Source organism: Pseudomonas sp. BAY1663 (assembly GCF_000582595.1).
GTDB lineage: Bacteria > Pseudomonadota > Gammaproteobacteria > Pseudomonadales > Pseudomonadaceae > Stutzerimonas > Stutzerimonas stutzeri_AF.
This window is the reverse complement of the sequence record NZ_AZSV01000011.1, coordinates 41,338-59,661: the sequence shown is the minus strand read 5'-3', so window position 1 is coordinate 59,661 and position 18,324 is coordinate 41,338. Positions and strand designations below refer to the sequence as shown.

Sequence of the window (18,324 nt, the reverse complement as noted above, 5' to 3'; positions counted from 1 at the left end):
CGTTGGTGTTGAATGAAGTCAGCTCAGATGGCTTTCAGAGTGCCCTTGGGCAACGTTGCGGCAATCGCCACTTTCTGGAACTTCAGTTCAACGTTGTCGGATACTTCGATCACCACGAATTCATCGGCAACCTTGGTGACCTTGCCGGCGATGCCGCCGGAGGTAACCACCTCATCGCCCTTCTGCAGGCCGGCGACCAGGTTCTTGTGCTCCTTGGCACGCTTGGACTGGGGACGCCAGATCATCAGGTAGAAGATGACCAGGAAACCGACCAGGAAAACCCACTCGAAACCAGTGCCGGCAGGACCAGCGGCAGCCTCCTGGGCATAGGCGGCGGGAATCAGAAAGCTCATGTAGCACTCCTGTTGCAGAAAGGATTGTTTTGTACTGGCACGTCACGCAAGCGGCGGCGTTGGCAGACCGCGCTTGGCATAAAAGGCGTCGACAAAGGCCGCCAATGTACCCTGTTGAATGGCGTCGCGTAAACCAGCCATCACCCGCTGGTAATGCCGCAGGTTATGGATGGTATTCAACATGCTACCCAGCATTTCGCCGCATTTATCCAGATGATGTAGATAGGCCCGGGAGAAGTGTTTGCAGGTGTAACAATCGCAATCCGGGTCCAGCGGGGAATTGTCGTGCTTGTGCACCGCATTGCGGATCTTGATCACCCCGCTATCGGTGAAAAGATGGCCGTTACGGGCATTGCGCGTCGGCATCACGCAGTCGAACATGTCGACCCCGCGCCGCACGCCCTCGACCAGATCCTCGGGCTTGCCCACGCCCATCAGGTAGCGCGGCTTGTCGGCCGGCATCATCGGCGGGAGGAAATCCAGCACGCGGATCATCTCTTCCTTGGGCTCGCCCACCGAAAGCCCGCCGATCGCCAGGCCATCGAAGCCGATCTCGCACAACCCTTCCAGCGAGCGCATGCGCAGTGACTCGTGCATGCCGCCCTGGACGATACCGAACAGTGCCGCCGGATTGTCGCCATGGGCGACCTTCGAACGCTTGGCCCAGCGCAGCGACAGCTCCATGGAGCGCCGCGCCACCTCCTCGTCGGCCGGATAGGGCGTGCACTCGTCGAAGATCATCACGATGTCCGAGCCCAGGTCACGCTGGACCTGCATCGACTCCTCCGGCCCCATGAACACCTTGGCGCCATCGACCGGCGAAGCGAAATAGACGCCCTCCTCCTTGATCTTGCGCATCGCCCCCAGGCTGAACACCTGGAAACCGCCCGAGTCGGTGAGGATCGGCCCTTGCCACTGCATGAAATCATGCAGATCGCCATGCTGCCGGATCACTTCCGTTCCGGGGCGCAGCCAGAGGTGGAAGGTATTGCCGAGGATGATCTGCGCACCGATGGCCTCGACATCGCGCGGCAGCATGCCCTTGACGGTGCCGTAGGTGCCCACCGGCATGAAGGCCGGCGTCTCCACGGTGCCACGCGGGAAGGTCAGACGCCCCCGGCGCGCCTTGCCATCGGTGGCAAGCAGCTCGAAGGACATATGGCAGGTGCGACTCATTGGGTTTCCTCGGGTCCGCGCGGGGCGGGATTGCGCGTGATGAACATGGCATCGCCGTAGCTGAAGAAGCGGTAGCCCTGCGCCACGGCTTCGGCGTAGGCCGCCATCGTCTCGGGATAACCGGCGAAGGCGCAGACCAGCATCAGCAGGGTCGACTCGGGCAAATGAAAATTGGTCACCAGGGCATCGACCACATGGAACGGCTTGCCCGGGTAAAGGAATATGTCGGTATCGCCACTGAACGGCCTGAGCACGCCATCGCGCGCGGCCGTCTCCAACGAGCGGACGCTGGTGGTGCCCACCGCGATCACCCGGCCGCCACGGGCGCGACAGGCCGCGACCGCATCGACCACATCCTGGCCTACCTCGAGCCATTCGCGATGCATATGGTGTTCTTCGATGCACTCCACGCGCACCGGCTGGAACGTGCCGGCACCGACATGCAACGTGACATAGGCCGTCTCGACGCCCTTGTCGCGCAGCGCCGCCAGCAACGCCTCATCGAAGTGCAGCCCGGCGGTCGGCGCGGCCACGGCCCCGGCGCGCTGCGCATAGACCGTCTGGTAGCGCTCGCGATCGGCCGCCTCGTCCGGCCTGTCTATATAAGGAGGCAATGGCATGTGCCCGATGCGCTCGAGCAGCGGCAACACCTCGTCGGCGAAGCGCAATTCGAAGAGCGCATCGTGGCGGGCGAGCATCTCGGCCTCACCCCCGCCCTCGAGCAGGATCTGCGTTCCCGGCTTCGGCGATTTGCTCGAACGCACGTGCGCCAGTACGCGATGACCATCCAGCACCCGTTCGACGAGGATCTCCAGCTTGCCGCCGCTGGCCTTGCGGCCGAACAGCCGCGCGGGGATCACCCGGGTATCGTTGAATACCATCAGGTCGCCGGGGTGCACCTGCTCGAGCAGGTCGGCGAAACGCCGGTGCGACAACTCGCCGGACTCGCCTTCGAGCACCAGCAGACGGCTGGCCCGGCGCTCGACCAGGGGGTGCCGGGCAATCAGGGCATCCGGCAACTGGAAGGAAAAATCGGCGACTTGCATGCGAGTCATTCAAGGGATACGAAAAGGGCGCAAAGCTTATCCGAAAGACGTCGGCCTGACCACGCCAAACGATTGACCGCCCAGCCACGCATCCCTATACTGCGCCGCCACTGTGCCTCGATGGCGGAATCGGTAGACGCAGCGGATTCAAAATCCGCCGTTGGTAACAACGTGAGAGTTCGAGTCTCTCTCGGGGCACCATCAGTGAATCGCTACGACGCAGCGAGCTGTGCGCCTCAGCAACGAGGCAATCGCGTTGCGAACGAAGCCGGCACGCCGTAGCGCAGTTTCATCGACACCAGGCCCAGCCGAATCGGCGATCGCCTGACTCGAACGCTTCATCCGCAAGACGATCTGGCATCACCGCGTTTTTCGCAGGCTGTCGCAGCGATATCGACACAGCCGACCCATGCATCGACCGCTGGAATCAGCGGGTCGCAGCCACCTAAAATGCGCCGAAATGGCGCCGCCTGGACAGGGCAAATTCTATGGCTCCGAGGGGTTGGCATTCCCCGGCGAGTTATCGTAGAGTGTGCCCACTGTGTTTGCATGGGTCGCTGTTGAATCGTGACCTGGTGCAGTAGATCTTCAGATCCGCTACTCCGCTCGACTCTCTTACTCTTTGCAACCAGTTCCAGCTTCCTGCCATTGCAGGGGCAATTCTACTTTTGAGTTTCAAGGATACAAAGACATGTCGAATCGTCAGAACGGTACCGTCAAGTGGTTTAACGACGAGAAAGGTTTTGGTTTCATCACTCCCGAGAGCGGTCCGGATCTGTTCGTGCACTTCCGCGCGATCGAAGGCAACGGCTTCAAGAGCCTGAAAGAAGGCCAGAAAGTCAGCTTCATCGCCGTGCAAGGTCAAAAGGGCATGCAGGCCGACCAGGTTCAGATCCTGGCTAAGCGCCGCTCCGAAAAGCCCCTGATGGCAACATCAGGGGCTTTTTTATGCGCGCAATTCCGTAGAATGCCCACCCCGCCCCATCATCGAGACACGCAATGCGCAAACACCTGCTGAGCCCGCAGGGGCAATTTCCCGCCGCCGGCCTGGTGCGCCGATTCGCCGCCATCTTCTACGACAGCCTGCTGTGCATCGCCCTGATGATGGTGGTGACACTGTTCTACCAGCAGGTCCTGCTGCGCCTGCTATATGGCAGCGATCAGCTGAAGGCCCTGGCCGAGGCCGGCGGCCTGGACATCGACCCCCTTCTCTCGACGCTGCTGCTGTTCAGCCTGTTCGGTTTCTTCGCCAAGTTCTGGACCCACAACGGCCAGACCCTGGGCATGCAGGTCTGGGGCATCCGCATCCAGAACGCCGACGGCAGCGCCATCGATCTATGGCAGGCATTGCTGCGCTTCCTGATCGCCATCCTCTCCTGGCTGTGCCTGGGACTGGGCTACTGGTGGATGCTCTGGGACAAGCGCAAGCGGACCTGGCACGACATTTACTCCGAAAGCCAGGCCGTGCAGTTGCCGAAGAACATCCACAAGAAATAGCGACAGACCACAAGCCGGGATGCGCTCCCGGCGTTGCAGCTTGCTGCTGCCCTTAGCCCGCCCGCCGCAGCAGCCAGACGCCGATCAGCGCACAGACACCCGCCGGCAGCACCACGGCGAGCAGCGGCGAGAAGCCGAACACCTGGCTCGCCGGCCCGAGCAGATCCTGGATGATGCGGAAGACGAAGCCGACCACCACGCCGGTGAAGATCCGCTGCCCGAGCGTGACCGAACGCAGCGGCCCGAAGATGAACGATATCGCCAGCAGCACCAGCGCGACGGTCACCGCCGGCTGCAGGACCTTGGTCCAGAAGGCGAGCCAGTAGCGACCGTTGTTCAATCCCTGCTCACCCAGGTAGTGGATATAGCGCCACAGCCCGGTGATGGACAACGCCTCCGGCTCCATCACCACGGTGCCGAGCAATTGCGGCGTCAACTGCACGTCCCAGCGCTCCTCCGGCGCCCGCACCACCTCGGTGTGGTCGCCGCGAAAATGCGTGGTCGACAGGGTTTGCAATTGCCAATGATCGCCCTGGTAGCTGGCGCGTCGGGCGAAACTGGCCGACAGCAGCCGACGTTCATCGTCGAAGCGGTAACGGGTCACCCCCACCAGCACGCCGCCCGGCTGCACCGCATTGACGTGCACGAACTCGTTCTCCTGCCGATGCCACAGGCCGCGCTTGCTGCTCTGCGCCTCACCGGCGCCCTGCGCCAGCGAGCGCTTGGCCTGGGCGATGTCCTCGGTCCAGGGGGCGACGTATTCGCCGATCAGGATGCCCGCCACCAGCAGGATCAGCATCGGCTTCATCACCGCCAGGACGATGCGCCCCAGCGAGACCCCGGCCGCGCGCATGATGGTCAGTTCGCTGCTGCTGGCCAGCGTGCCGAGGCCGATCAGGCAGCCGATCAGCGCCGCCATCGGCAGCATCTCGTAGAGCCGGCGCGGCGAGGTCAGCAGCACGTATTGCAGCGCGTCGAACAGCCCATAGCTGCCCTCGACGTCGCCCAGCTCGTCGATGAAGGCGAACAGCAACGCCAGCCCGACGATGATGCCCAGCACGCTGAGGATGGCGAGAAAGACATGGATACCGATGTAGCGATCGAGCTTAACCACGGGCCACCTCCAGCTGCGCGCGGCGCCTGCTCATTCGCAGCCTGATGGCTCCCAGAACAGCATCAACAGACCGATCGCCAGGAACAGCCCGTGCACCCACCACAACCCCAGCGCCATCGGGATGCGCCCCTTGTCCAGCGCGCCGCGGGCCGCGATCAACAGGGCGAGATAGGTCATGTACAGCAGGATCGCCGGCAACAGCTTGAGAAAACGCCCCTGCCGCGGATTCACCTTGGCCAGCGGCACGGCGAGCACGGTGACGACGAACACCAGCAACGGCAACGAGAGACGCCACTGCAGCTCGGTCCGGTAGCGCAGGTTGTCGCTGCCCAGCAGTTCGCGGGTCGGCAGCGCCTCACGCTCGCTCAGCTCCATGCTCACTTCCGGCTTGGGCAGCAGCACGCCATAGGTGTCGTACTGGATCGCCCGGTAGTCCGCTTCCCCGGGATTGCCGTCGTAACGGTAGCCGTTCTCCAGGATCAGGTAGCGGCTGCCGTCGGGCTGGATTTCCTGCCTGCCACTCTCGGCGACCAGCACCGAGAGGCTGCCCTCCTTGCCGGTCTGCCGCGACACGTTGGTCTCGGAAATGAACACCCCGGCCAGTTCGCTGCGGTCGGCCGACAGCTCGCGGGTATAGGTCACGCGCGAGCCGCCGCGCAGGGTCTGGAAGCGCCCCGGCACCAGGGTGTCGAACTCGGTCAGCGAATCCTGCTGGTTGAGGATGCGGTCCACCTCGGCGATGCCCTGCGGCGCCAGGCCAAGGCTCAGCCAGCCGACCAGCGCGGCGACCAGCGCCGCCGGTGCCAGGCTGTAGGCCAGCAGGCGGCGCTGGCTCATGCCGGTGGCGGAGAGCACGGTCATCTCGCTTTCCAGGTAGAGCCGCCCATAGGCCAGCAGGATGCCGAGGAACAGCCCGAGCGGCAGGATCAGCTGCAGGAAACCCGGCAGGCGGAAGCCCATGATCAGCAGCAACACGCCCGGATCGAGCACGCCCTGGGCGGCCTGGGCCAGGTATTTGATGAAACGGCCGCTCATGATGATCACCAACAGCACGGCGCTGACCGCGCTCATGGTGATCAGCAGCTCTCGGGACAGGTAACGAAAGACGATCAAACCAGACACTCCAGGGTTGTCAGGCTCCGGCGGCAACGCTCAAACTAACCGCCAGTTGCCGGCCCGCCGCAGCAGACCGATGAAAACAGGTATCGACGAACCGGTCGGCCGCGGCGTGCCGCGTCGAAGCGATCGCCGGCAAACGCGGTCGATTGCAACGTTTCCAGCCTGGCGCAGTCGTTAGCAACGACCGAACAGGCGAGCCACCGGAAAACAAGCCCGGCATTATCCTGCAAACCCGACTCTTTGTCTTGGGGACACCACGTCATGGAATTCGTTGTCAAAAGCGCCAAAGCAGCCACCCAGAAGACCGCCACCCTGATCCTGCCGCTGGGCGAGGACCGCAGCCTCGGCAGCGTCGCCCAGAGCGTCGACAGCGCCAGCGGCGGCGCCCTCGGCGCGGCGCTCAAGCGTGGCGACATCCAGGGCAAGGCGGGCCAGACCCTGCTGCTGCACGGCCTGCCCAATCTCAAGGCCGAGCGCGTGCTGCTGGTCGGCATCGGCAAGGCGGACGAGCTCGACAGCCGCCAGTGGCGCAAGGTGGCCAATGCCGCACTGGCGGCGATCAAGAACCTCGGCGGCGGCGACGCCGCGTTCGCCCTGCAGGACGTGCAGGTCAAGGGCCGCGACAGCTATGCCCGTACCCGCCTGCTGGTGGAAATCCTCGCCGACGGCCAGTACGTGTTCGATCGTTTCAAGAGCAAGAAGGCCGACCCGCGCGCGCTGCAGAAGATCGTCCTGCTCTGCGACAAGGCCGAGCAGGCCGCAACCGAACGGGCTACGCGCGAAGCCACGGCAATCGCCACCGGCATGGCCTTCACCCGCGACCTGGGCAACCTGCCGCCGAACGTCTGCCACCCCAGCTACATCGCCGAGCAGGCCAGGCAGCTGGGCAAGGCCTACAAGGGCCTCAAGGTCGAGGTGCTCGACGAGAAGAAACTGCGCGAGCTGGGCGCCGGCGCGTTCCTCGCCGTCTCCCAGGGCAGCGACCAGCCGGGCTGCATCGTCGCCCTGCAGTACAACGGCGGCAAGAAGGGCGACAAGCCCTACGCACTGGTCGGCAAGGGCATCACCTTCGACACCGGCGGCATCAGCCTCAAGCCGGGCCTCGGCATGGACGAGATGAAGTACGACATGTGCGGCGCCGCCAGCGTGCTCGGCACCCTCAAGGCCGTGCTCGAGCTGCAGCTGCCGATCAACCTGGTGTGCCTGCTGGCCTGCGCCGAGAACATGCCCGGCGGCGGCGCGACCCGCCCGGGCGATATCGTCACCACCATGAGCGGCCAGACCGTGGAGATCCTCAACACCGACGCCGAAGGCCGGCTGGTGCTGTGCGATACCCTGACCTACGCCGAGCGCTTCGAGCCGCGTGCGGTGATCGACGTGGCGACCCTGACCGGCGCCTGCATCGTCGCCCTGGGCAGCAATACCTCGGGTCTGCTGGGCAATAACGACGAACTGATCCAGCAGTTGCTGCAGGCTGGCGAAAGCACCACCGACCGCGCCTGGCAACTGCCGCTGTTCGACGAATACCAGGAACAGCTGGACAGCCCCTTCGCCGACATCGCCAACATCGGCGGGCCGAAGGCCGGCACCATCACCGCCGCCTGCTTCCTCTCGCGCTTCACCAAGAAGTTCGCCTGGGCCCACCTGGACATCGCCGGCACCGCCTGGATCAGCGGCGGCAAGGAGAAAGGCGCCACCGGCCGCCCCGTGCCGCTGCTGACCCAGTACCTGCTGGACCGGGCCAGCTGAGATGCGGGCGATCGTCGCACATGCACCCCATGGCCGGCGCAGACTGCCCGGCCATGACGAGGCCCGGCGATGACGCGCGTCGAGTTCTACGTGCTGCCGGACACCAATCCGCTCGGCCGCCTGCGGGCGGCCTGCCAGCTCGCGGCCAAGGGCTGGCAGCACGGCCTGCGGGTCTTCGTCCGCTGCAGCGACGAGGCCCAGGCCAGCCAGCTCGACGAACTGCTCTGGTGCTTCCGTGACGAACGCTTCATTCCCCACGAGCTGCACGCCGACGATCCGCAGGCGCCGGTGGTCATCGGCCTGGAACAGGCACCGCAGGCCCCCCAGGGCCTGCTGGTCAACCTGGCGCCGACACTCTCGCCACACATCGACCAGTTCAGCCGGATCATCGAAATCGTCAATCAGGAACCGCAGCTGCTGACCGCCTGCCGGGACAATTTCCGCCTCTATCGGCGCCAGGGCTATGATCCACAAAGGGTCGAGCTCTAGCCGCTCCAATCTTTAGACAGCAAGGGATACCCCTGGCAAACAGCCGGGATGCACCAGCCCGGAACCACACAGATGACACCGAAAACCCCGAACAAGCCCGCCGAACTGCTCAGCGACCTGGAATCCATCCGCGCCCTGCTGGGTGACGATTTCCCGGATGCCAGCGAGGCACTGGACCCCGATAGCATTCCGCTGCTGTCGGATATCGTCGAGCCCGCCCCGGCCGTCTCCACCGGCACCCCGGCCGACGGCGAGCCGCGCGAGCCCAGCGTGCGCACCGCCTTCCGTTCGCTGGCCGAACGACACATCGACCACGAACTGCGCACCGCGGCCAACCTGATCCTGCAGGAAGTGATCGACGACTTCGTGCCGCAGATCGAGGCCGAGCTCAAGCGCCGCCTGGAAAGCCGGCTCGACAAGCTGACCCGCTCACCCCGGCCCTGAGGCAGCAGGCCGATCGGCAGAACCATTCGCAGTAAAAATGCGCCGCCGTAAAACCTTACGACCGTTTGCCTTTATACTTGCCCGTTTTTCCGACCAGCCGTTCTAAGGGTCCCGCCGCATGGACAAGACCTACCAGCCGCACGCCATCGAGACTTCCTGGTACCAGACCTGGGAATCGAACAACTATTTCGCCCCGCAAGGTGCCGGCGAGCCCTACACCATCATGATCCCGCCGCCGAACGTCACCGGCAGCCTGCACATGGGCCATGGCTTCAACAACGCCATCATGGACGCGCTGATCCGCTTCCGCCGCATGCAGGGCCGCAATACCCTCTGGCAGCCGGGCACCGACCATGCGGGTATCGCCACGCAGATGGTGGTCGAGCGCCAGCTGGCCGCCCAGGGTGTCAGCCGCCACGATCTGGGCCGCGAGAAATTCCTCGAGAAGGTCTGGCAATGGAAGGAAGAATCCGGCGGCAACATCACCCGGCAGATTCGTCGCCTGGGCTCCTCGGTGGACTGGTCGCGCGAACGCTTCACCATGGACGAAGGCCTCTCCGAGGCGGTCAAGGAAGCCTTCGTACGCCTGCATGAAGACGGGCTGATCTACCGCGGCAAGCGTCTGGTCAACTGGGACACCAAGCTGCACACCGCCATTTCCGACCTGGAAGTGGAGAACCACGACGAGAAGGGCCACCTCTGGCACCTGCGCTATCCGCTGGCCGACGGCTGCAAGACCGCCGAGGGCCTGGATTACCTGGTCGTCGCCACCACCCGCCCGGAAACCATGCTCGGTGACGCCGCCATTGCCGTGCACCCCGAGGACGAGCGCTACAAGAGCCTGATCGGCCGCCACGTCATGCTGCCGCTGGTCAACCGCCTGATTCCGATCGTCGCCGACGACTACGTCGACCGCGAGTTCGGCACCGGCTGCGTGAAGATCACCCCGGCCCACGACTTCAACGACTACGAGGTCGGCAAGCGCCACCACCTGCCGCTGATCAACATCTTCGACCAGAACGCCTGCGTGCTGGCGCGCGCCAGGTGTGCAACATCGACGGCTCGCCGAACGACAAGGTCGACGGCCGCCTGCCCGACGGCTACGCGCACATGGACCGCTTCGACGCGCGCAAGGCCATCGTCGCCGAGTTCGAGGCCATGAGCCTGCTGGAGAAGATCGACGACCACGCGCTGAAGGTGCCGCGCGGCGACCGTTCCGGCACCGTCATCGAACCCTGGCTGACCGACCAGTGGTACGTCTCCACCAAGCCGCTGGCCGAGAAGGCCATCGCCGCGGTGGAAAGCGGCGAGATCCAGTTCGTGCCCAAGCAGTACGAGAACATGTACTTCAGCTGGATGCGCGACATCCAGGACTGGTGCATCAGCCGCCAGCTCTGGTGGGGCCACCGCATCCCGGCCTGGTACGACGAGGCCGGCAACGTCTACGTCGGCCGCGACGAGAGCGAGGTGCGCAAGAAGTACGACATCCGCAACGACGAATCGCTGCGCCAGGACGAGGACGTGCTGGACACCTGGTTCAGCTCCGGCCTGTGGACCTTCTCCACCCTCGGCTGGCCGCAGCAGACCGAGTTCCTCAAGACCTTCCACCCCACCGACGTGCTGGTCACCGGCTTCGACATCATCTTCTTCTGGGTCGCCCGGATGATCATGCTGTCCACCCACCTGACCGGGCAGATCCCGTTCAAGACCGTCTACGTCCACGGCCTGGTGCGCGACGGCCAGGGCCAGAAGATGTCCAAGTCCAAGGGCAACGTGCTCGACCCGCTGGACATCGTCGACGGCATCACCCTCGACGAACTGCTGGACAAGCGCACCAGCGGCATGATGCAACCCAAGCTCGCCGAGAAGATCGCCAAGCAGACCCGCGCCGAGTTCCCCGAAGGCATCGCCAGCTATGGCACCGACGCCCTGCGCTTCACTTTCTGCTCGCTGGCCTCCACCGGCCGTGACATCAAGTTCGACATGGGCCGGGTCGAGGGCTACCGCAACTTCTGCAACAAGCTCTGGAACGCCGCCAACTTCGTCTTCGAGAACACCGAAGACAAGGACACCGGTGCCAACGACGAGCCGGTGGAGCTCTCGTCGGTGGACCGCTGGATCATCTCCGCGCTGCAGCGTACCGAGGCCGAGGTGACCCGCCAGCTGGAAGCCTTCCGCTTCGACCTGGCCGCCCAGGCGCTCTACGAGTTCATCTGGGACGAGTACTGCGCCTGGTACCTGGAGCTGGTCAAGCCGCTGCTGTGGGACGAGAGCGCCAGCGTCGAACGCCAGCGCGGCACCCGCCGTACCCTGGTGCGGGTACTGGAGACCACGCTGCGCCTGGCGCACCCGTTCATGCCGTTCATCACCGAGGAAATCTGGCAGCGCGTCGCGCCGCTGGCCGGCAAGTCGGGCCCGACGCTGATGCTGCAGCCCTGGCCGGAGTTCAACCCCGAGCGTCTCGACGAGGCCGCCGAGGGCGACATCGAGTGGGTCAAGGCCTTCATGCTCGGCATCCGCCAGATCCGCGGCGAGATGAACATCTCCATGGCCAGGCGCATCGACGTGGTGCTGGGCAACGTCTCGGCGCTCGACCAGCGTCGCCTCGACGAGAACGAGCCACTCCTGAAGAAGCTGGCCAAGCTGGAAAGCGTACGCATCCTCGCGGCCGGCGAAGAGGCACCGCTGTCGGCCATCGCCCTGGTCGGCGACATGCAGGTGCTGGTGCCGATGGCCGGGCTGATCGACAAGGATGCCGAACTGGCACGCCTGGACAAGGAAATCGGCCGGCTGGACGGCGAGGTCAAGCGCGTCGGCGGCAAGCTCGGCAACGCCGCCTTCGTCGACAAGGCGCCAGCCGAGGTGATCGACAAGGAACGCGCCAAGCTGGCCGAAGCCGAACAGGCCAGGGCCAGGCTCCTGGAACAACGCGAGCGTATCGCGACGCTGTAAACGAAAAGGCCAGCATCCAAAGATGCTGGCCTTTTTGCTGATGCGTCTCCTCTTGATTGATGACAAGTTATTGCCGTCAACGCTGATACACTATGTCGCACACGAAACACCCATTTACAAACTGGCAGGCCGTTAGAAGCCAACACGAACAGCTCGACGATACGAAATGAGCCCCCTGCAGCGAAGCGGAATGCCCGTTGGCATCCCGCCGTACGCGCAACCGTCCCCTTGCGGCAGGCAACTGCCGCGCCCTGCGGTTCCCGACTTGTTTCACCTCGCACAGCCAATCGTCCTCGGCAGCCTGCCAGCCGCTGAGCCTGCGTCATCGCGCCCGCAAGCCCGGCAAGATTCCCCAAGATGGAGTCCCTCCGATGTATGCACTCATGGCTGTCGTGTTCGTCATAGGCTACCTATGCATAGCCTTCGAACATCCCCTGAAAATCGACAAGGCCGCCGCCGCGATTCTCACCGCGGTACTCACCTGGACCATCCTGGTGCTGGGCGCCGACCATATCCTGCCGCTGCTGCAACATGGCAGCCATGACCCGGCCGACTCCTCTGCGGTGGTGGTCGAAGCGCTGCGCCATCACCTCGGCGAAGTCTCGGAAATCCTCTTCTTCCTGCTCGGCGCGATGACCATCGTCGAGCTGATCGACTCCCACGAAGGCTTCAAGGCGATCACCGATCGCATCCAGACGCGCAAGCGCGTGCATCTGCTGTGGATCGTCGGCTTCCTGACCTTCTTCCTCTCCGCGGCGCTGGACAACCTGACCACCACCATCGTCATGGTTTCCCTGCTGCGCAAACTGATCCGCGGCCGTCCGGAGCGCTGGCTGTTCGTCGGCGTGGTAGTGATCGCCGCCAACGCCGGCGGCGCCTGGTCGCCGATCGGTGACGTGACCACCACCATGCTCTGGATCGGCAACCAGATCAGCGCCTCCGGCGTGATCACCGGGCTGTTCCTGCCAAGCCTGGTGTGCCTGCTGGTACCGCTGCTCATCCTCAGCCTCCGCCTGCACGGAGAAGCCCCGCGGCCCCGGGCACGGGCGCACCTGGCGGAAAAATACCCGCCGGCTACCACGCCGTTCGAACGCAACCTGGTGCTGTGCCTCGGGCTGGGCTCGCTGCTGTTCGTCCCGGTATTCAAGACCATCACCCACCTGCCGCCCTACATGGGCATCCTCTTCGGCCTCGGCGTGCTCTGGGTAACCACCGAGTTCATCCACCGCAACAAGAATGCCGAAGACAAGCACCCGCTTTCGGTGGTCGGCGTCCTGCGCAAGGTGGACACGCCCAGCGTACTGTTCTTCCTCGGCATCCTGCTGGCCGTCTCCAGCCTCGCCACCGCCGGCCATCTGACCCAGGTCGCCACCGCGCTGCGCGAATCGCTCGGCAACATCTACGCGATCAACTACGCCATCGGCCTGCTTTCGGCCGTGGTCGACAACGTGCCCCTGGTAGCCGGTGCGATGAAGATGTATCCGCTGGTCAGCCAGAAGATGCTCGCCGCGGCGGCCGCCGAAGAAACCGGCTGGCTGACGCAGTTCATCGTCGACGGCAATTTCTGGGAGATGCTCGCCTACTGCGCCGGCACCGGCGGCAGCACGCTGATCATCGGCTCGGCAGCCGGTGTGGCCGCCATGGGCATGGAGAAGATCAGCTTCACCTGGTACGTCAAGCGGGTCAGCCTGCTGGCCTTCCTCGGTTACACTGCGGGCGCAGCGACCTACATCGGCATGCTCGCCCTGCGCTGATCGGCATCGGCCGTCCTGCCAGGTCGTCGAAGCCCGTGCGGCGCTTCCCAATGACCTGGCAAGGACTCCGGCATGACCATCAGCAAGACCAAAACCAGCTTCTACCGTCGGCTTTACGTCGCCTGGCTGATCGATAGCGGCAGCGCCACCAGCGTTCCGGCGCTGATGGCCGCGACCGGCATGCCGCGGCGCACCGCCCAGGACACCCTCGCCGCCCTGGCGGAACTGGATATCGACTGCGCCTTCGTCCAGGACGACGGCGAGCGGCACAACGCCGGCCACTACGCCATTCGCGACTGGGGCGCCATCGACAAGGGCTGGATCGAGCGCCAGCTGCCGCGGATCAAGTCCATTCTCGATTACCCCTGATCGCCATGAACGGCGACCTGCTGCTGGTGCTGGCGCTGCTGGCCGGCTGCGTCGGCCTGTTCATCGCCAACCGGCCGCGCATGGACGTGGTCGCGCTGCTGGCGATGGTCGCCCTGCCGCTGTCGGGCGTGCTCAGCGTGCAGGAGGCCCTGGCGGGCTTCAGCGACCCGAGCGTGGTGCTGATCGCCGCGCTGTTCGTCATCGGCGACGGCCTGGTACGCACCGGTATCGCCTATCGCCTGGGCGACTGGCTGCTGCGCACCGCCGACAGCAACGAAACCCGCCTGCTGATCCTGCTCATGCTCGCCGTCGCCGGGCTCGGCTCGGTGATGAGCTCCACCGGCGTGGTGGCGATCTTCATTCCGGTGGTGCTCGGCATCGCCACGCGCATGAAGGTCTCGCCGCGACGGCTGATGATGCCGCTGGCGTTCGCCGGCCTGATCAGCGGGATGCTGACGCTGGTGGCGACGCCGCCCAACCTGGTGGTCCACAGCGCGCTGCGCCGCGCCGGACTGGACGGTTTCGCGTTCTTCACCTTCACCCCGATCGGCCTGACGATCCTCCTGCTCGGCATCGGCTACATGCTGGTGGCGCGGCGCTGGCTCGGTGGCAGCGATGCCCACGAAGCCCTGATGCCGCGCCATACCCTGGCCGACCTGGCCCGCGCGTACCGGCTCACCGAGCGTGAACGACGCCTGCGCGTGCGGCCGGGCTCGGTTCTGGCCAACCAGGCGCTCGACGAGTTGCAGCTGCGTACGCAGTACGGCATCAACGTCATCGCCATCGAACGCCACAACCGCTTCCGCAGCCTGCTGCTGATCGCCACCGGCAATACCGAACTGTTCGTCGGCGACGTGCTGCTGGTGGACCTGGCCAGCCCCGCGATCGGCCTGCTCGGCGCCTACGACGAACTCGGCCTGGAACCCCTGCACCTGGCCAGCTCCTACTACGCCGACCATGCCCGCGAGCTGGGCCTGGCGGAAGTCGCCCTGCCACCCGATTCGCGCCTGCCGGGCAAGACCATCCAGGAACTGGGCTTTCGCAGCCGGCACAAGCTCAACGTGGTCGGCCTGCGGCGCAACCGCGAAGCGCTGCAGGGCCTGCTGGTGGACGATAAGCTCAAGCCGGCCGACACCCTGCTGGTCGCCGGCAGCTGGAAGCACATCCATCGCCTGCAGGGCATGAGCCGCGACTTCCTGGTGCTCAGCCTGCCGGCCGAGGTGGACGACGTCGCCCCGGCCGCCAGCCAGGCGCCCTTCGCCCTGCTCGGCCTGGCCACGATGGTGGCGTTGATGGTCAGCGGCCTGGTGCCCAACGTGCTGGCCGCGCTGATCGGTTGCCTGGTGATGGGACTGTTCCGCTGCATCGACATGGACAGCGCCTACAAGGCCATCCACTGGCAGAGCCTGATGCTGATCGTCGGCATGCTGCCGTTCGCGCTGGCTCTGCAGAAGACCGGCGGCATCGCCCTGGCCACCGAGGGCCTGATCGAGCTGTTCGGCGACGCCGGGCCGCGCGCGCTGCTGGCCTGCCTGTTCCTGCTCACCGCGCTGATCGGCCTGTTCATCTCCAATACCGCCACCGCGGTGCTGATGACGCCGGTGGCGCTGTCGATCGCCGAGCAGCTGGGCGCCTCGCCCTATCCGTTCGCGATGACCGTTGCCCTCGCCGCCTCGGCAGCGTTCATGACGCCGATCTCCTCGCCGGTGAACACGCTGGTGCTCGGTCCGGGCCACTATCGGTTCGCCGACTTCGTGCGCGTCGGCGTGCCCTTCACGCTGTTGGTGATGCTGGTCTCGGTGCTGCTGATACCGCTGCTGTTCCCGTTCTAGCGCCGGCGGCCGATCCCGCAGAGAGAACGCGGCGACGCCCCATCGAGGAGGCAGGCGAGGCGGGCCCCGGCTAAAAGTGGCATGGTCGCGAACGGCACCAGCGGCTAAGCTCGGGCCCTCATTCCAAAAAGAACTCACCATGTCCCACCGCCCTGCCTTGTTTCCGGTCCTGCTGGCCGCCGCCATCCTGCTGCTGGTCGTCCACGGCCTCGGCCGCTTCGTCTATACCCCGCTGCTGCCCTGGCTGGTCGAGGACGGCCTGCTCAACGTGCAGCAGGGCGCCAGCATCGCCAGCTGGAACTACCTCGGCTATCTGCTCGGCGCGCTGCTCGCGCTGCGCTGGCACCGCGTCACGCAAATCCGCCGCAGCCTGCCCTGGGCGCTGGCGCTGCACGTGCTGAGCAGCCTGCTGCAGACCCAGGCCGAATCCGCCGACGCCCTCGCCGCACTGCGCCTGCTCAACGGCATCAGCAACGGCCTGGTGTTCGTCCAGGCGCCGTCGCTGATCCTCGAATGGCTGGCGCGGCACCAGCGCGTCTCGTCCAGCGGCCTGGTCTATCTCGGCGTGTGCGTGGGGTTGATCCTCTCCAGCCTGCTGGTCAGCCTGAGCGACGGCATGCTGCAGGGAGCCGATCGCTGGTGGCCAGCGGCGATCCTTTCGCTACCGCTGGCCTGGTGGGGCTGGCGCCAGCTGGCACGACTGGACATGCCGCCCGAAGAGCTCCACGAGACACCGGCGACCCCGCCCAGCGGCCGGCTGTTCGATCGCGCCAGCACCCCGCTGTTTCTCTCCTATGCCGGCGCCGGCATGGGCTACATCCTGCCGATGACCTTCCTGCCGATGGTCGCGCGCCTGCAGGTCGAACCCGGCGACTTCCTGGTCGGTGGCAGCTGGCTGGTGGTGGCCCTGGCGACACTGCCCTCGCCCTGGCTGTGGAACCGGCTCGGCGTGCGCATGGGCGACGACATCGCCCTGCGCCTGAGCTATCTGGCCCAACTGATCGGCGTGCTGGCCGCACTGCTGCTGCCCAGCGCCAGCGGCATCCTGCTCTGCGCGGTGCTGGTCGGCGGCACCTTCCTCGGCACGGTGTTGCTAACCCAGCGCCTGGCGCGCACGCTGCATCCGCACCAGGGCCCGCGCCTGTCGGCGGCGCTGATTGCGCTCTACGGGCTGACCCAGCTTGCCGCGCCCTGGCTGACCAGCGTCTGGATGGGCATGGGCGGCAGCCTGCACAGCGCCTTCTGGCTGGGCGCCGGGGCCTTGCTCTGGGGGCTGCTGTGGATGCTGGCGGTGCCGCGCCACCGTTCGCCGTAGGCGCACGATAATCCCCGCTGGTTGTGGGACAATGCGCGCCTGAACCGCCACTGTCCCGCCCCCATGTCGAGCAGAACCCCGAACAGACGCCCCCAGCCCGCCCGCGGCGAACCGGCCAGAGCCGTGCTGCACCCGCGCAACCGCCACAGCGGCCGCTACGACTTCCCGGCCCTGATCGCCGCCAGCCCGGAACTGGCCGATTTCGTCATCGTCAACCCGTACGGCAAGCAGAGCATCGACTTCGCCGACCCGGATGCGGTCAAGGTGTTCAATCGCGCGCTGCTCAGGCAGTTCTACGGCATCGAGCACTGGGACATTCCGCCGGGCTACCTGTGCCCGCCGGTTCCCGGCCGCGCCGACTACCTGCACGGCCTGGCCGATCTGCTCGCCGAGGACAACGGCGGGACGACTCCGCGCGGCCTGCGCATTCATGCGCTGGACATCGGCACCGGCGCCAACTGCATTTATCCGTTGATCGGCCAGCGCGAATACGGCTGGCGCTTCACCGGCTCGGACATCGACGCCACCGCACTGGCCTCGGCGCGCACCCTGGTCGCGGCGAACGGGCTCGACAAGGCCATCGAACTGCGGCAGCAGGCGGCGCCGCGGCAGGTCTTCACGGGCCTGGTGCGGCCCGAGGACCGTTTCGACATCAGCCTCTGCAACCCGCCCTTCCATGCCTCCCAGGCCGAAGCCAGCAGCGGCAGCCAGCGCAAGTGGCGCAACCTCGGCAGGCTCGATCCCGCACGCAAATTGCCGACGCTGAATTTCGGCGGGCAGGCCGCGGAACTCTGGTGCGAGGGCGGCGAAGCGGCGTTCATCGCGCGCCTGGCCGAGCAGAGTGCGACCTTCGGCACGCAGGTCTACTGCTACAGCACGCTGGTCTCCAAGGGCGGCAACGTCGCGCCGCTGCACAAGCGGCTGCAGCGTCTCGGCGCACGGCGCATCCGCGTGGTGGACATGGCCCAAGGGCAGAAGCGCAGCCGCTTCGTGGCCTGGACCTTCCTCTGCGAGGCCGAGCAGGCCGACTGGCGGGCGCAACGCTGGGGCAACAGCTCCTGATCAGCGCAACGACTTGCGGAAATACTTCGGCGCATCCTCGTAGCGAGGCGCGC

At 65.7% G+C, this 18,324-nt stretch carries 15 protein-coding genes, 1 tRNA gene and 2 pseudogenes; 13 read left to right on the top strand and 5 right to left on the bottom strand.

Translation table 11 applies throughout. The features are described from left to right. Window positions 1-23 precede the first annotated feature (23 nt). Genes yajC through queA form a run of 3 tightly spaced genes read right to left on the bottom strand, consistent with a single transcriptional unit; the run spans window position 24 to window position 2,575 of the window. Window positions 24-353, bottom strand: coding sequence for a preprotein translocase subunit YajC (gene yajC / locus BAY1663_RS05515; protein WP_037038428.1), 330 nt, complete (start codon window positions 351-353; stop codon window positions 24-26). A 42-nt stretch (window positions 354-395) separates the two neighbouring features. Then, window positions 396-1,511, bottom strand: coding sequence for a tRNA guanosine(34) transglycosylase Tgt (tgt, locus tag BAY1663_RS05510; protein WP_164838429.1), 1,116 nt, complete (start codon window positions 1,509-1,511; stop codon window positions 396-398). A gap of 14 nt (window positions 1,512-1,525) precedes the next feature. Next, complete coding sequence (queA, locus tag BAY1663_RS05505; RefSeq protein WP_037038426.1) at window positions 1,526-2,575, bottom strand: tRNA preQ1(34) S-adenosylmethionine ribosyltransferase-isomerase QueA; 1,050 nt, start codon at window positions 2,573-2,575, stop codon at window positions 1,526-1,528. A 114-nt stretch (window positions 2,576-2,689) separates the two neighbouring features. Between queA and BAY1663_RS05500 the strand changes: the two genes are divergently transcribed. The 3 genes and pseudogenes from BAY1663_RS05500 (at window position 2,690) to BAY1663_RS05490 (ending at window position 4,072) form a co-directional block, all read left to right on the top strand. Further along, window positions 2,690-2,776, top strand: a tRNA-Leu gene (locus BAY1663_RS05500). A 490-nt stretch (window positions 2,777-3,266) separates the two neighbouring features. Next, window positions 3,267-3,473 (top strand): annotated as a pseudogene (locus BAY1663_RS05495) (cold-shock protein); the annotation flags it as partial. Between the two features lie 101 nt (window positions 3,474-3,574). Further along, window positions 3,575-4,072, top strand: coding sequence for an RDD family protein (locus BAY1663_RS05490; protein WP_037038425.1), 498 nt, complete (start codon window positions 3,575-3,577; stop codon window positions 4,070-4,072). 52 nt (window positions 4,073-4,124) lie between these two features. On the opposite strand, the gene lptG is transcribed toward BAY1663_RS05490, so the two are convergent. Together lptG and lptF are read right to left on the bottom strand one after the other, a co-directional pair. Next, a complete protein-coding gene (gene lptG, locus BAY1663_RS05485; protein ID WP_037038423.1) occupies window positions 4,125-5,186 on the bottom strand; it encodes an LPS export ABC transporter permease LptG in 1,062 nt (353 codons plus the stop codon). Then, window positions 5,179-6,299 (bottom strand): annotated as a pseudogene (gene lptF / locus BAY1663_RS05480) (LPS export ABC transporter permease LptF). Before lptF ends, lptG begins: the two are co-directional and overlap by 8 nt. A gap of 267 nt (window positions 6,300-6,566) precedes the next feature. Between lptF and BAY1663_RS05475 the strand changes: the two are divergent. The 10 genes from BAY1663_RS05475 to rlmF all read left to right on the top strand — a co-directional run bounded on the left by BAY1663_RS05475 (window position 6,567) and on the right by rlmF (window position 18,271). Beyond that, window positions 6,567-8,054 (top strand): leucyl aminopeptidase, encoded by a 1,488-nt coding sequence (locus BAY1663_RS05475; RefSeq protein WP_037038422.1) that lies wholly within the window; start codon window positions 6,567-6,569, stop codon window positions 8,052-8,054. 69 nt (window positions 8,055-8,123) lie between these two features. Then, window positions 8,124-8,543, top strand: a complete 420-nt coding sequence (locus tag BAY1663_RS05470) for a DNA polymerase III subunit chi (RefSeq protein WP_037038420.1) — start codon at window positions 8,124-8,126, stop codon at window positions 8,541-8,543. A gap of 72 nt (window positions 8,544-8,615) precedes the next feature. Beyond that, window positions 8,616-8,987, top strand: coding sequence for a hypothetical protein (locus tag BAY1663_RS05465; RefSeq protein ID WP_037038419.1), 372 nt, complete (start codon window positions 8,616-8,618; stop codon window positions 8,985-8,987). Between the two features lie 118 nt (window positions 8,988-9,105). Further along, window positions 9,106-10,149, top strand: coding sequence for a class I tRNA ligase family protein (locus BAY1663_RS25825; RefSeq protein ID WP_371257587.1), 1,044 nt, complete (start codon window positions 9,106-9,108; stop codon window positions 10,147-10,149). Continuing rightward, entirely contained in the window at window positions 10,032-11,939 is a 1,908-nt protein-coding gene (locus BAY1663_RS05460; RefSeq protein WP_371257586.1) for a valine--tRNA ligase, read from the top strand. The genes BAY1663_RS25825 and BAY1663_RS05460 overlap by 118 nt, the downstream gene beginning before the upstream one ends. Before the next feature lie 371 nt (window positions 11,940-12,310). Further along, window positions 12,311-13,693 carry a sodium:proton antiporter NhaD gene (gene nhaD, locus BAY1663_RS05455; protein WP_037038418.1) on the top strand — a complete coding sequence of 461 codons (1,383 nt, stop codon included), beginning with the start codon at window positions 12,311-12,313 and terminating at the stop codon, window positions 13,691-13,693. Window positions 13,694-13,765: 72 nt separating this feature from the next. Next, entirely contained in the window at window positions 13,766-14,062 is a 297-nt protein-coding gene (locus BAY1663_RS05450; RefSeq protein ID WP_037038417.1) for a helix-turn-helix domain-containing protein, read from the top strand. A gap of 5 nt (window positions 14,063-14,067) precedes the next feature. Continuing rightward, a complete protein-coding gene (locus BAY1663_RS05445) occupies window positions 14,068-15,894 on the top strand; it encodes an SLC13 family permease (RefSeq protein WP_037038416.1) in 1,827 nt (608 codons plus the stop codon). 139 nt (window positions 15,895-16,033) lie between these two features. Further along, window positions 16,034-17,209 (top strand): YbfB/YjiJ family MFS transporter, encoded by a 1,176-nt coding sequence (locus tag BAY1663_RS05440; RefSeq protein ID WP_037038415.1) that lies wholly within the window; start codon window positions 16,034-16,036, stop codon window positions 17,207-17,209. Window positions 17,210-17,272: 63 nt separating this feature from the next. Further along, window positions 17,273-18,271 carry a 23S rRNA (adenine(1618)-N(6))-methyltransferase RlmF gene (gene rlmF, locus BAY1663_RS05435; RefSeq protein WP_037038414.1) on the top strand — a complete coding sequence of 333 codons (999 nt, stop codon included), beginning with the start codon at window positions 17,273-17,275 and terminating at the stop codon, window positions 18,269-18,271. Window positions 18,272-18,324 lie beyond the last annotated feature (53 nt).